Annotated in this window: 16 protein-coding genes; 7 read left to right on the forward strand and 9 right to left on the reverse strand. The window is 65.5% G+C overall.

Going from position 1 to position 12,147, the window contains the following annotated elements; translation table 11 throughout:
• Positions 1-71: 71 nt before the first annotated feature.
• From QW868_RS32655 to QW868_RS32665, 3 genes are all read right to left on the reverse strand, one after another.
• Positions 72-278, reverse strand: coding sequence for a hypothetical protein (locus QW868_RS32655; RefSeq protein ID WP_315755673.1), 207 nt, complete (start codon positions 276-278; stop codon positions 72-74).
• Between the two features lie 129 nt (positions 279-407).
• On the reverse strand, positions 408-605 hold the full coding sequence (locus QW868_RS32660; protein ID WP_315755672.1) for a hypothetical protein: 198 nt from the start codon (positions 603-605) through the stop codon (positions 408-410).
• Positions 578-799: a DUF2231 domain-containing protein gene (locus QW868_RS32665; protein ID WP_409998062.1), complete on the reverse strand. Its 222-nt coding sequence runs from the start codon at positions 797-799 to the stop codon at positions 578-580. Before QW868_RS32665 ends, QW868_RS32660 begins: the two co-directional genes overlap by 28 nt.
• Positions 800-1,288: 489 nt before the next feature.
• Between QW868_RS32665 and QW868_RS32670 the strand changes: the two genes are divergently transcribed.
• The 6 genes from QW868_RS32670 (at position 1,289) to QW868_RS32695 (ending at position 6,482) form a co-directional block, all read left to right on the forward strand.
• A complete protein-coding gene (locus tag QW868_RS32670; protein ID WP_315741150.1) occupies positions 1,289-2,140 on the forward strand; it encodes a 3-hydroxybutyryl-CoA dehydrogenase in 852 nt (283 codons plus the stop codon).
• A gap of 894 nt (positions 2,141-3,034) precedes the next feature.
• Positions 3,035-3,331 carry a copper-binding protein gene (locus QW868_RS32675; RefSeq protein WP_315741151.1) on the forward strand — a complete coding sequence of 99 codons (297 nt, stop codon included), beginning with the start codon at positions 3,035-3,037 and terminating at the stop codon, positions 3,329-3,331.
• A gap of 25 nt (positions 3,332-3,356) precedes the next feature.
• Positions 3,357-4,190, forward strand: a complete 834-nt coding sequence (locus QW868_RS32680; RefSeq protein ID WP_316232488.1) for a DUF2066 domain-containing protein — start codon at positions 3,357-3,359, stop codon at positions 4,188-4,190.
• Between the two features lie 115 nt (positions 4,191-4,305).
• Entirely contained in the window at positions 4,306-5,145 is an 840-nt protein-coding gene (locus tag QW868_RS32685) for an SH3 domain-containing protein (RefSeq protein ID WP_410051345.1), read from the forward strand.
• A 132-nt stretch (positions 5,146-5,277) separates the two neighbouring features.
• Positions 5,278-6,051, forward strand: coding sequence for a DUF3750 domain-containing protein (locus QW868_RS32690; protein WP_316232490.1), 774 nt, complete (start codon positions 5,278-5,280; stop codon positions 6,049-6,051).
• Complete coding sequence (locus QW868_RS32695; RefSeq protein WP_315712272.1) at positions 6,048-6,482, forward strand: Rieske (2Fe-2S) protein; 435 nt, start codon at positions 6,048-6,050, stop codon at positions 6,480-6,482. The genes QW868_RS32690 and QW868_RS32695 overlap by 4 nt, the downstream gene beginning before the upstream one ends.
• 27 nt (positions 6,483-6,509) lie before the next feature.
• On the opposite strand, the gene QW868_RS32700 is transcribed toward QW868_RS32695, so the two are convergent.
• The 6 genes from QW868_RS32700 to QW868_RS32725 all read right to left on the reverse strand — a co-directional run bounded on the left by QW868_RS32700 (position 6,510) and on the right by QW868_RS32725 (position 9,639).
• Positions 6,510-6,740, reverse strand: a complete 231-nt coding sequence (locus QW868_RS32700) for a zinc ribbon domain-containing protein (RefSeq protein ID WP_315741156.1) — start codon at positions 6,738-6,740, stop codon at positions 6,510-6,512.
• Between the two features lie 229 nt (positions 6,741-6,969).
• Positions 6,970-7,185: a hypothetical protein gene (locus QW868_RS32705; protein WP_315741157.1), complete on the reverse strand. Its 216-nt coding sequence runs from the start codon at positions 7,183-7,185 to the stop codon at positions 6,970-6,972.
• A gap of 467 nt (positions 7,186-7,652) precedes the next feature.
• The gene (locus QW868_RS32710) at positions 7,653-7,844 is read right to left on the reverse strand and encodes a hypothetical protein (protein WP_315712266.1); all 192 of its coding nucleotides are present in this window, start codon (positions 7,842-7,844) and stop codon (positions 7,653-7,655) included.
• A gap of 63 nt (positions 7,845-7,907) precedes the next feature.
• Entirely contained in the window at positions 7,908-8,258 is a 351-nt protein-coding gene (locus QW868_RS32715; RefSeq protein ID WP_315813690.1) for a zinc ribbon domain-containing protein YjdM, read from the reverse strand.
• A 133-nt stretch (positions 8,259-8,391) separates the two neighbouring features.
• The gene (locus tag QW868_RS32720; protein WP_315780548.1) at positions 8,392-8,676 is read right to left on the reverse strand and encodes a DUF2312 domain-containing protein; all 285 of its coding nucleotides are present in this window, start codon (positions 8,674-8,676) and stop codon (positions 8,392-8,394) included.
• Between the two features lie 147 nt (positions 8,677-8,823).
• Positions 8,824-9,639, reverse strand: a complete 816-nt coding sequence (locus QW868_RS32725; RefSeq protein WP_410051346.1) for a transglycosylase SLT domain-containing protein — start codon at positions 9,637-9,639, stop codon at positions 8,824-8,826.
• Positions 9,640-9,767: 128 nt separating this feature from the next.
• On the opposite strand from QW868_RS32725, the gene QW868_RS32730 reads away from it, so the two are divergent.
• On the forward strand, positions 9,768-11,837 hold the full coding sequence (locus QW868_RS32730; RefSeq protein ID WP_316232491.1) for a methyl-accepting chemotaxis protein: 2,070 nt from the start codon (positions 9,768-9,770) through the stop codon (positions 11,835-11,837).
• The last annotated feature ends 310 nt before the right edge of the window (positions 11,838-12,147 follow it).

The following is a 12,147-nucleotide window of genomic DNA, read 5'->3' on the forward strand; positions in this document are numbered from 1 at the left end:
ACTCGAGAGCAAAGCGTCGTGCCGGCGTTCGGGTTCCTTTCACAGTCGTGGCAGATGACGAGGCGAGTGTCCTAACGTCCCGCGGCGTGCAGCACGGGCGCACTCAACAGCTCGTTGATATGCGCCGCCGTCTCGGCCTGCATCGCCTTCTTCAGCATGATGTCGCGTTCAGGGCCTACTGGAAGACGCGCTGCCGCCTCGCGGGCAGCGGTTGCAGCCTGCTGCAGCCGCTGGCCGAACGACGCTGTCTGCTTGCGCCGGTTCCGGTTGACCTTCATGGCGAAACTCCTGTTCCTTTTGAACAGAAGTGTGCGGCGCCGAGCCTGTGACGTCTCTAACACACGTTACCGTGCAATTCACTATCCCTGGAGGTCATTTTGGAGCCAACAACAAGGATGCCGTGCTGATTAGTTATTTGATCGATCGGGGTCGTTACCCGGAACGCTGAGGTGCACCTCATGACCCTGCTTGATGGCAAGCGTCGCGGCTGATGCCGCCGATTCGAACGCTGCTTCCTTGGTGGCATAGTCGCCGTGCGCGTTGCCGTCGTGCAGCACGCTCCAATGATCGTCCACTGCTACGATGGCGTATTGAGCCAGTCCCATGTCGTCCTCCGTTTCTCCGCGTCCAATTCGAGGAAGTCGATGAGGCCGGCGATGCCGGCCAGCACGCCCATGATCAGTCCGGCCAGCAGCAGCCAGGCGGAGATATCCGCCCACATGATTTCGGCGGTCCGCCAATAGGCGATGTCGGTGACGAGCGTTCCGATGAAGCAGACGATAGGGAATGGCACCAGCATCGGGTGGATCGAACGCCGTGCGATCTGCGCCGTCGGCTGCAGGGAAGGTCGGGTGGTTTCGGCGGTCGCCACGGGGGTCTCCTCGATTGGGCACGGCCTGTTGCTGCGTGGAGAACCGTCGGCCTGACCGGGCGTTCCGATGACGACGACGGATTTGGCGTGGCGCTTACGCGTGACACGCGACGGCGGGTCGACCGCCCGGTCACCCGTGCCTGCGTATCGGTCAGTGGCTCCTGTTCAGCGGTCCGCTGCCGCGCTCGGCGCGGCTCATCTCGCCGAGCACGAGACCAACCAGAGCAAGTTGCATCCGTTCCTGCGCATGCGGACGAACCTCGGGTGACGCGTCCGCTTCCAGACGCCGGCGAGCCGTGGGGCAACCGGCCCGGTCTGGCTCGTCGTGGTTGGGTCTACCCGGCCGGGCGATAGCCTGTTAAGCAACGGCGCAGGACGGGGCGGTCCCCGCGGATACGAGACTGAGAGGAAGCGGCAATGATTCAGACGGTCGGCATCATCGGAGCAGGCACCATGGGCAACGGCATCGCGCAGGTTTGCGCCGCCGCGGGCGTTCCGGTCGTCATGGTCGACATCTCGGAGCAGGCGGTGGCGCGCGGGCTCGCGACCGTAGGCTCCAGCCTCGACCGCCTGGTCAAGAAGGAGAAGATGACGGCCGCCGACAAGGACAGGGCGTTGTCGCTCATCACCGGCACTGCCGACAAGGCGAAGCTGGCGAGCTGTGACCTGGTCATCGAGGCCGCGACGGAGAACGAGGAGCTGAAGCTCAAGATCCTCAAGGACCTCTGTGCCGGCCTGAAGCCCGAGGCGCTGATCGCGACCAACACCTCTTCCATCTCGATCACCAAGCTCGCCACCGCCACCGATCGGCCCGACCGCTTCATCGGCATGCACTTCTTCAATCCGGTGCCGATGATGGCGCTGCTCGAACTGATCCGCGGCCTGCAGACCTCGGATGCGACCCATGCGGCCGCCGCCGAATTCGCCAAGCGGATCGGCAAGGTTGCGATCACCGCGAAGAACAGCCCGGGCTTTGCCGTGAACCGTATCCTGTGCCCGATGATCAACGAGGCGATCTTCGCATATTCGGAAGGCATCGCGACCGCCGCCGACATCGACGAGGGCATGAAGCTCGGCTGCAATCACCCCATCGGTCCGCTGGCGCTGGCCGATCTGATCGGTCTCGACACGATGCTTTCGGTGATGGAGGTGTTCTACAACGGCTTCAACGATCCGAAGTATCGTCCGGCGCCGTTGCTGAAGGAAATGGTGGCTGCAGGCCAGCTTGGCCGCAAGACCGGCAAGGGCTTCTACGACTACAGCAAGTAGCTGCGGCAGATTGCGTCTGCGGCGGGTGACGCCTGCGCCCGCCGCGCATCAGCCGATGATGGATTTCGTTTCGGGGACATTGGGAATGCGGCGATGCCGCGAGCCGATATCTCGGCTGGCATTGGTCACCTGATCGCACGCGATCGGCTGATCACACGTTCCAATGTTCGCGTTGCGCAGTATCAGCCCGAGCGTTGGGTCTTGAGCCGCAGCTCCCGAACGATAGCTACCAAGCTCGCGCTGAAGTGATCCAGATGGACGGCACAGCGCCGGGCGGGCAAGGGGCCATGCCTCGCTGATGCAGCCCACTAAGCCGCGACCCGGCGTGCCGTTCGTGATTTGCCGCTATGCGATGGTCCGAAGCGAGTCCCGTCGCACTCAGCGGATCTGGTACGGAGGTGGAGTCATAGAACCTCCCTGCAATCAGATGGGTTGTTGTCGTTCGAACATCACCGGCACCATGATGAGCGGCCACCGGAAATGCACGACGGGGTGATCGTCCTCCCGGCTGTCTGCGCTGTCAAGGTGCATCCTGACGCATCGATGAATTCGGCGTTACAGGGCGTCGATACTGCGAGTGCAGGAAAACTTTGATCGCGCGCTGGTCTGATGACAAATCCGCGCAAATCACTACATGAGGGCGGCCGAGCCGTGTCGGTCGAAGAAGGTTCGCGATTGCGTCCGGTCGAGCGCGCGTCGTCCGCAGGGCGGAGACAATCAGGATCTTGTATGTAGGCGTAGTGCTTGGGGGCAACAAAAAAGCTGCACGGCGCAGCGACATTGATTGCGGTGCGTCAAACGGCCCAAGGTCGTTAGCGACGAAGCTGAAGGTTCCGGGAACCAAAGAATTCGTGGCGTTTTGTTTGGCGCGAAAAGCAAGGCAGGAGAACAGCGATGAGAGCAGTTGGCATTACTCTGGCGACGGTCGCCCTGTTTGCGGGGACTCTGCCCGCTCTCGCAGCGGAGCAGGGCACGGCGGGCATGGTCACGGGGATCAACCGTCTCAACGGCACGATCGCGATCAAGCGCGTTCCCAACGGGACCGTCGGCGCCAACACGGCGGGAGCGGACCAAGAGTTCAAGATCAAGGACAGCGCCATGATCGAGAACATCCACGCCGGCGATCGGGTGACGTTCTCGACGTCCGACGCCGCCACACCGACGATCATCAAGCTCGATCGGCAGAAATAGCCGACATAGCCGGATCGAGGGCGCGATGCAGCAGTACGGTGTTCTCCGCGGGCTGGGCGCTTGGCGTCTCGGGCTCTGGGTGATGATGACGGTCGGGGCTTGGACTGTTGCGAATGCGGCCTCCACCGACCTGTACCAGGCGCAGACGGTCGTGACGGGTCAGGGCGATGACAATCGCCGGGCAGCCTTTGCAGCATGTCTGGAGGACGTGCTGATAAAGGTATCCGGTGCATTTCAGCTTAGGAACGACGCAAGGCTCGCGCCACTCGAGGCGCGGGCGGCGGAGTTCGTCACCGGTTTCGACTATCACGATCAGATGTCGGGCAAGCCGAAGCACGACGAGCAGGGCACGCGCGACCGGCCGTATGACCTGACTGTGTCATTCGATCGCGCGCGGATCGATCAGTTGCTGGCGAGCTTGAACGTCAAGCCGTGGCCGGGGCCTCGCCCGTCGATTGCCGTGATCGTGGCGATGACGGCAGGCGGCCGCACGTTCCTCGTTGCATCCGACGACCGGACGTCCGATCTGCAGCGCGACGCACTGCGCGCGGCTGCCGTCAAGCGTGGACTCGAGATCGCTCTGCCAAGCGCCGCCGAGATCTCGAAGGCCGCTATTGAGAAGACCAAGCTGAACGGTGTCCAGCCCGTGGCCGTCGCGTCATGGTTTCCCGGAGCTGAGGTCATGCTCTTCGGTGATCTCACCTGGGACGACGCCGAACTGGGCTGGGTCACGCGATGGCGCCTCGATCGCGCGGGCAAGCAATATCGGTGGCAATTCCGTGGCGTGACGTTCGACGAAGCATTTCGCCGCGCTCTCGGTGGAGCCGCGCAGCTTCTCTCCGACAACGGAACGCCGTGAGGTTGCCGCGATAGTCTGCAACCATCCCTGTCGAGTGCATGCCGGAGCCGCGCATGCGGGCGCGAGAGTCTCGCGCCCGAGCTCGCTCCGGCAAACAGACAGGAGGGTGTCCGTGGTGAAACTCAGAACGTGTCTCGTTGCTGCGCTGTTGATTGCCACGCCCGCCTCGCTGGCGGTGGCTGCGCCGGGCCTGGTGCGCACCGCGGCCGCCATGCGTGCAGGACCTGGCCCGGGTTTTCCCATCGTCGAGCGTATTCCGGCCGGGGCCCGGATCACCATCCATGGCTGCATTCAAGGCGGCGCGTGGTGCGATGTCAGCTTCGGAGGCGAACGCGGCTGGGTCGCGGCGCGGACGCTCGCCTATCTGTACCGTGAGCAGTACGTCTACCTGCCCGAATATGTCGAGTACGTGCCGACTGTCGGCTTCACGCTGACCACCTATTGGAGCAGCTTCTATTTCGGACGGCCCTGGTATCATCGGCACGCGTTCTGGAACCGCTACTGGCATCGCCATCCGCCGGTCATGGCGCAAAATCCGCCTCAGCCTGGCATGACCCCGGGAATGCCGGGTCGTGGTCCCGGCGGAACGATCCAGCCTGGCGCCGGAGCGGGCGCGGTCGCCGGCACAGGCCAACAATCCGGACCGCCTTTGGGCATGCAAGGTCGTGTGCCGCCTGCGACTGCCGCCGGCCCCGCCGCACCTCCAGTCGTGGCTGGTGCTCCCGCTCGAGCTGGAACACCACCCATGATGCAGCCTCTGATGAGCCGGAGCGGTGGTGCGCCGCAGAGCGCCCGCGCGCAGATGGGCGGCATGCGCATGGTCGGGACTTCGCCGCAAATCGGCTTGGCGCATATCGGGGGCGGCCCCGCCATGGGTGCTGCGCGTGTCGGCGTCAGCGGCCCTCGCGGCGGCGGCGGACGTTCCGGTCCGGGCGGTGGTTTCCGCCGGCACTGAGTCTTCAGCGCTGGCGTGGTGTCCGGATTGTGAAGGTGGCGTGCCGGCCGGCGCTGGCGACGGCCGGCGCGATGACTACATCGATGTCCTTCCTCAGTGCCTCCATTGTCCTCGCCTATCGTGATAAAGCCTGTGCTCACCTTCCTGCTGCTCATCATCATGCCCATCACGCTGTCGGCCGCGAACAATCTGCGCGGCGATCGCCCCGGCAGCTGGCAGACCGCGGACCGTTCGAGCGCGGGCCTGCTGCCATCGCCGGCGCAGCATGCCGACGCGGTGGTGCGCGTGTTCGCTGCGCGCACGGTGCGTTGGCGTGGCATCTTCGCGGTCCACACCTGGATCGTCGTCAAGGAGAAGGGCGGCCCGCGCTACACCCGCTACGACTACACCGCCTGGGGTGAGCCGATCCGTGTCGATGGCTTCGCGCCCGATGGTCGCTGGTTCGGTGCATCGCCGGAGACAGTGCTGGCCGTCGACGGCGAAGAAGCCGAGCGGGTGATCCCGAGGATCCGCAGCGTGATCGAGAACTACCGCTTCGGCGCCTATGGCGACTACAACGCCTGGCCGGGGCCGAATTCGAACACCTTCGTGCAGGCGGCGTTGAACGCGGTTCCTGAGCTCAACGCCGTGCTGCCGCCGACCGCAATCGGCAAGGACTTCCCCTTTGACGGCTGGTGGGGGCGCACGGCCTCCAGGACCGGTCTGTTCGTATCGCTCGGCGGCTATCTCGGCCTCACCGTCGGGTGGATCGAAGGCGTCGAGCTGAACATCTTCGGGGGAGTTCTCGGCGTCGATCTGCGACGGCCGGCGCTGAAGGCTGGCATGCTGCTTGCTGCGAGCCTCTTCAGCGCGCCTGCGATGTCGCGGATGCGCCAAACGCCGGGCGAGGCGAAAAGAGGCGGATGATGAGCACGCTGTTTGCGATCTGCGCGACCTATGAGGTGGACGATGGCGCGGCGCGGGGCTTCGTTCTCCAGCGCCGCGAGCCCGATGGCAGCGCCAAGCCCTGGCCGATCCTGGTCACGCGCAAGGGCAACAATTTCTACGGCTTCGAGAATGCCTGCCCACATCAGGGCGCTCGCCTCGACAAGCATCCTGGCGAGTTCATGGACGAGGAAGGCAATTTCCTCGTCTGTGGCGAGCATGGCGCGCAGTTCGACCTCGATACCGGACAATGCTTCATCGGGCCCTGCCAGGGCCGGACGCTGTCTCCGGTCGAGCTCGTGATCGATGACGGTGACATCTGCCTCTCCGGGATCGATCTGGATGAGGAGGACGGCCTCGACATCGACGATCCCGAGGATGACGTGCCCGAGGTGCAGATCACATCGGACTGAGGCTGAGGGCCGGCCGCCGCTGCCGGGTTAGCGTTTCTTCCGTTCGGCGCGGCTGTAGTTGCTGAAATGCCCCTCGCGCGCTGCCTGGCTGCGCGCGGCCTTGATCAGGCCGGGGCTGCGCGCTGGCGGCGCCGGCAGCGAGGGCAGGCGGGTCAGCTTGCGACTGCCACAGGTCGGACAGACCGGCCTTTCAGAAATCCCGATCAGCAACTCGAAATCCTCTGCGCAAGTTGCGCAATGGAAGCTGTAGAACGGCATGACGTCATCCCCCATTGTCGCGAGGGGCATTGCACGAAGCGGGCCAGCGCCATTACGCGTCGAATTCGCCGATTCGGGGCTCGTTGGCACGCGAACGGCAGCATTCTCTTTGCTGCGCGTGTCCCGAATGCGACGCGGCTGGGGTCGAACATTCGACAGCAGCGCAGAGGTCCTGCGCCCGGCCGGCCGGTCCCGGATACCCGGGCGCCGGCCGGACGGGCAAAGCGGATCAGGCGTTGGTCTTCGGCACGTACTTGCCGGCGACACACTTGTAACTCTGCAGACGCCACTCGTGATAGGGACCCTTGGACATCCAGTCTGCGATTCCGATCTGCGCGCTGACGGCGCAGGATGTCATCGTGATGCCGGACATCTCGCTGTTGGTGACGACCTTCTCCATGCAGAGCTGGCCGTTGCATAGCATTGCGACGAGAGTGACGAGCACGTTGATTCTGCCTCCATAGAGTGGGACCCGGTCAGGATCGAGAAAGCAGAGTTCATGCCAAGTTATGAATCTGGGCCGTGCTCCTACGGAACGGATTGCTACGGGTGTCACTTCACGGCTACAGAAGCGTGATGGATTCACTGCTTGGATCACGCAGCATTCGGCAACGGACCCGCGCGGGCTGGCCGATGAATTCGGGATTTGCTTGTATGCGGTGCCTTCGGCCTGATGGTCGAGGCTGACCCGGGTCTGCCGTGCCAAACAACAGGCACCGCCTGCGCAGTCCTGCGGCGCTCGCGGCTATTGGACGGCCGGGTCCCTTGGTGAACGCCGGGGCCGAACACGTAGACTTGCGCGACCAACATCCGATGCCCAGGACACGAGAATCAGTCGGAAGCCCGTCTCATTTGGCGGGCTGATATCAACGCCTTGATGCAGATGCCGGGGCCCTTCGGTCGTCCGTGGCGTCAGGCCTCGTTCAATCCGGCACCTCGGTCGGTCAGGATCTTCTGCCCCTTCGCCGTCAGCTCGTAGATGTCGCCGTCCTTGGCGACATAGCCTTCGCGGATCAGTCCATCGAGCTCGTCCTGCCGGTCGGGCGAGAAGGCGATCGCCTGGCCGATATCCGAAAGCGTCGCGATCTGGTCGTCCGTCAGCATGGCCATCCTCCCGTTGTTGATCCGAACGTCATAGCGTCGCGAATGTTCCGGGAGCACTCGGTCCTACGCCTTGCGCACGAACTCCGACTTCAGGTTCATCTGGCCGATGCCGTCGATCTTGCAGGCGATGTTGTGGCCGTCGCTCGCTTCTTGCAGGCGGATGTTGCGCACCTTGGTGCCGCCCTTCACCACCGAGGACGATCCCTTCACTTTCAGGTCCTTGATGACGATGACGCTGTCACCGTCGGCCAGAACGTTGCCGTTGGCGTCGCGGATGCTGGCATCGTCGCCGGCCGCTGCCGCAACCGCGGCGTCGCCGCTCCATTCATGGCCGCATTCCGGACAGACCCATAGCGCGCCGTCCTGATAGGCGTGCTCGGAGCGGCATTGCGGGCAGGTCATTGCGTCGGTCATCTCATCCTCGGGCGCGGGCAGGAGTGTAGCGCAGCGTTAGAGGCTCGGACGGAACCGGGCAAGAAAAATCCCCGGGGGAGGGCAGCGCGCGGCACAGATCGGCAGCGCGCCGCCATCGTCGGTCGGCAGCGTGTCACGCCGCCTTGCGCTCGGGGGTTTTGCTGGCCGGCGCGGTCTCGGCCGCTTCCATCGCCCGGAGGTAGGTATCGAGCAGCGTCTCGTGCTCGTCCCGCTCGTCCTGGTCCTGCTTCCTGAGCTTGATGATCTCCTTCAGGATCTTGACGTCGAAGCCTTCGCCCTTGGCCTCGGCGAACACTTCCTTCTTCTGCTCGTTCAGTTCCGCCAATTCGCCATCGAGGTGCTCGATCCGCTCGATGAAGGACCGGATGCGCGCGCCGGGAATGCCGATCTCTGACATGGTGACTCCTGTACTAATGGGATGGAGAAAATGCGCGGCAGTTCGTTGCCAATGTCTTAACGCGCGCGCCTTGCACACACCCGCAAATCCGACGTGCTTAACGCGGGACCGGGCGGGCTGCCGATGTTGCCGAGCGGGCGCCATGCGCTAACTTCGCTCCGCTGCCGAGAGCTTCTGAAACTGCTTCTTCATCGCATTGACGCGGCCGAGATAGCCGGCGACCGAATGGTCGCCGCAGCGCTCGCCATCCGCCGGCTTGAAGCCGCGGCGCACGAATCCGGCCGCCGGCCCGGCGCCGCACAGATGAATGACGGCCGCGAGATCCTGCCGCTGCTGCGCGGTCGGCTTGCCGGAGGGCTGCCGTGCGAGCGCGGCGGCGACTTGGCGGTCGAGCGAGATCACCGTGAGCGCCACCGCGTGCGCTGGCCAGGCGCGAACGTACAGGCTCGGCGAGCCGCAGCCGTCGCTGACCACCTCGTGATCCCGAATGCAGAACCGTGCGGCGTCGGCAAAGGCGCCGTCGGTCATCTGGAACAGGCCGACGGCGCTGGAAGCCGGCTGATAGAGCGCGAACGGATTCCACGCGAACCGCCAGCGCCAATAAGTGCGCGCCACCGGATTACCCGAGCTCTCGGTCTGCGCCAAGGCGGCGAGCAGCTCCGGCGTGATTGATCGCGTCGCGCTCTCACGGAACAGCGCGCCATATTGACGCCAGGTCTCCTCCGGCTCCTTGTCGAGCGAATGACCCGTCACCACGAACAGCTCGGTCGGCTTGCGCATGACGTGATAGGCCAGATTGACCAGCGCGAAGGTCACGAGCAGCACCAAGGCGCCGCAGGTGATCTTGATCCACCGCGGCGCCGCGCCCACCGTCCGGCCCAGCCACTGCGCACCACGCCCTGCGATTCGCTTCGCATCGCGCCGCAGCGCGCGCCAACGGCTGCCGCGTTGCGGCTTGCGCATTTTTTGTTGTCGTGGAGCGGGGGAATTCGGCAACTGATTACCTCGGCCGCCGGTGTGCCGGTCCATGGTTAAGGAAGAATTTGTGCAATGGCGTCATCCTGCCACTTTCCGGTGTAGGGCGGTGCGTGATGAGGAAATCGGTCAGTACTCTGCTGATGGTGCTGCTGTCGGTGCTGGCGGCGGGCATCCTGGTGTCCACGGCGATCCTGATGAGCGGTGCCGCGGGCCGCTATCGCGAGAGCGTCGCGACCGAGCAACTGACCGCGGCCGACAAGGCGATCTTCCAGAACGTCCTCGTCATGCGTGCCCACCGCGGCGACATCCAGAGCGTGCTGCTGAGCGAGGACGATCCGCGCGCCAAGCTCACCGAATATCAGGGCATCGAGGCCAAGGGCTATGACGGTATCGTCACAGCGCTCGCCGGCGTCGACATGCCTGAGCGCGACGACCTCATGGCGAGGCTGAAGTCGAGCTGGGACGCCACGGTTCCGCAGTTCAAGCTGCTGTTCGACGAGGCCGCGAAGCCGCGCGCCGAACGCGTGCTGGCGCGTACGCAGGCCTGGTATGAGGCAATGACCAAGACGCTGGACGTCGCCAACGCCGCCTCGCTCGCCGTCTCCAACCGCGCCTGGATGACCGATCCGGCGATCGCCAAGATGGTGCAGGCGCGGCGGCTGGCCTGGCAGGTCCGCGACCGCTACGGCCTGCAATGCTCGGCGCTGCGTCCCAACATCAACGCCTCCAAGCCGCTCGACGACGCCCAGAAGGGCGCGATCGCGCAGTGGCGCGGCACCGTCGCGGCCGGCTGGTCCGGGCTCGACGACCTCCTGGCGGGGGGCGGCAGCACCGCGCTCGCCGGTGCCGTGACGACCTCGCGCGCCGAGGTCGAGGCCGCGCATCAGCGCATGGACCAGCTCGCCAAGGGGTTTGACGGCAGCGGCAAGCCGGCGATGCCGGCGCCGGAATGGAACGCGTTCTGCCAGGGCCCGTTCGCCGGCATCATCGCGATCGGCATGACCGCGCTCGATGGCTCGATCGCCCGTGCCGAGGAGATCAAGACCGCGGCGCTGAGCAGCCTGATCGCACAGTCGCTCGCCTTCATCGCCGCGCTGCTGGTGGCCGGCCTGGCGCTGCGCGCGGTGCGCGTCCGCCTGATGCGCCCGGTCGGCGTCCTGATGCAGGCGATCCAGCGCATCGGCCAGCGCGACTACCAGACGAAGGTCGCGCAGTTCGCTCATGCCGACGAGTTCGGCGCCATGGCTGCCGCCCTCGAGGGCCTGCGCGAGAGCGCCGCCACCGCCGAGCAGCTGTCGCGCGAGCGCGAGCTCGACCAGGGCCGCCGGCTGGAGCGCTCGCAGGCGATCGACAGCGCCTGCAAGAGCTTCGACGACACCGTGCAGGCGGTCATCGTCAGCATGGGCAACTCGACCGGCCAGCTCGATTCCAGCGCCGGCGACGTCCGCAAGCTGGTCGATGAGTCCACCGAGCAGACGGCTGCGGTCGCCAGCGCCGCGGAGACCGCGACCACCAATCTCGAGACCATCGCCGCCGCCACCGAGGAGCTGACCGCCTCGGTCTCCGAGATCGCGGCGCAGGTGCAGGCCTCGGCAGCCGATGCCCGCCAGGCGGTGGAGAAGGCGGCGCAGACCAACGCCACCGTCGAGATGCTCGACCGCGCCGCCAACCGCATCGGCGAGGTGGTCAAGATGATCACCGCGATCGCCGCGCAGACCAACCTGCTGGCGCTCAACGCGACCATCGAGGCCGCGCGCGCCGGCGAAGCCGGCCGCGGCTTCGCTGTCGTCGCCGGCGAGGTCAAGAACCTCGCGGCGCAGACGGCGACCGCGACCGACGACATCACCCGGCAGATCGCCGAGATCCAGGCCGCCACCGGCGAGTCGGTCGAGGCGATCCACGCCATCAGCCACAACATCTCCAGCATCGACGAGAAGATGACGGCGATCGCCGCGGCGGTCGAAGAGCAGCGCGCCGCCACCACCGAGATCTCGCGCAACTTCCAGCACGCCGCGCAGGGCACGCGCGCCGTGACCGACACGATCGGCTCGGTCGCAGCCCTCAACCGCCAGACCGGCAATGCGGGCGCGGCGATGGTCGACTCCGTCCGCCGCATGTCGACGGATGCCGATCGTTTCCGCGTGGCGGTCGAGGGCTTCCTCGGGACCGTGCGCAAGGCTTGAAGCCGGTGCCTGCATCGTGGCGGCGACGCCGCCTTGCGTCGTCGTCAGGACATTCGCTGAAACGTTGTCAAACAGCCCCGTGAGCGGATGAGTTCGGCGCACGATATGCGCTGACGATCCCGCGACGCAGATTGCGCCCGAGTCTTGCTCTTGGTTTGCCCTCCGAAGCAGAGAGGGCGCGGGGAATGCCGGGCGCTGGCCGCACCCATGGCCCGCCAGCGGAAAAAAATGCTGGCGGCAGGAACCACAGATCCTATGGGGCGGCGGGTGGTCAAGAAGGGTTAGGATTGGATTTCCGAACCATCCGGCC

Origin of the sequence: Bradyrhizobium sp. SZCCHNR1051 (genome assembly GCF_032489615.1) — a bacterium.
Taxonomy (GTDB): Bacteria; Pseudomonadota; Alphaproteobacteria; order Rhizobiales; family Xanthobacteraceae; genus Bradyrhizobium.

Excerpts from the sequence above, each read along its gene's own strand:
- QW868_RS32655 (WP_315755673.1), bottom strand. The coding sequence starts at position 278 with ATGAAGGTCAACCGGAACCGGCGCAAGCAGACAGCGTCGTTCGGCCAG.
- QW868_RS32660 (WP_315755672.1), bottom strand. The coding sequence starts at position 605 with ATGGGACTGGCTCAATACGCCATCGTAGCAGTGGACGATCATTGGAGC.
- QW868_RS32665 (WP_409998062.1), bottom strand. The coding sequence starts at position 799 with ATGCTGGTGCCATTCCCTATCGTCTGCTTCATCGGAACGCTCGTCACC.
- QW868_RS32670 (WP_315741150.1), top strand. The coding sequence starts at position 1,289 with ATGATTCAGACGGTCGGCATCATCGGAGCAGGCACCATGGGCAACGGC.
- QW868_RS32675 (WP_315741151.1), top strand. The coding sequence starts at position 3,035 with ATGAGAGCAGTTGGCATTACTCTGGCGACGGTCGCCCTGTTTGCGGGG.
- QW868_RS32680 (WP_316232488.1), top strand. The coding sequence starts at position 3,357 with ATGCAGCAGTACGGTGTTCTCCGCGGGCTGGGCGCTTGGCGTCTCGGG.
- QW868_RS32695 (WP_315712272.1), top strand. The coding sequence starts at position 6,048 with ATGATGAGCACGCTGTTTGCGATCTGCGCGACCTATGAGGTGGACGAT.
- QW868_RS32700 (WP_315741156.1), bottom strand. The coding sequence starts at position 6,740 with ATGCCGTTCTACAGCTTCCATTGCGCAACTTGCGCAGAGGATTTCGAG.
- QW868_RS32710 (WP_315712266.1), bottom strand. The coding sequence starts at position 7,844 with ATGCTGACGGACGACCAGATCGCGACGCTTTCGGATATCGGCCAGGCG.
- QW868_RS32715 (WP_315813690.1), bottom strand. The coding sequence starts at position 8,258 with ATGACCGACGCAATGACCTGCCCGCAATGCCGCTCCGAGCACGCCTAT.
- QW868_RS32720 (WP_315780548.1), bottom strand. The coding sequence starts at position 8,676 with ATGTCAGAGATCGGCATTCCCGGCGCGCGCATCCGGTCCTTCATCGAG.
- QW868_RS32725 (WP_410051346.1), bottom strand. The coding sequence starts at position 9,639 with ATGCGCAAGCCGCAACGCGGCAGCCGTTGGCGCGCGCTGCGGCGCGAT.
- QW868_RS32730 (WP_316232491.1), top strand. The coding sequence starts at position 9,768 with ATGAGGAAATCGGTCAGTACTCTGCTGATGGTGCTGCTGTCGGTGCTG.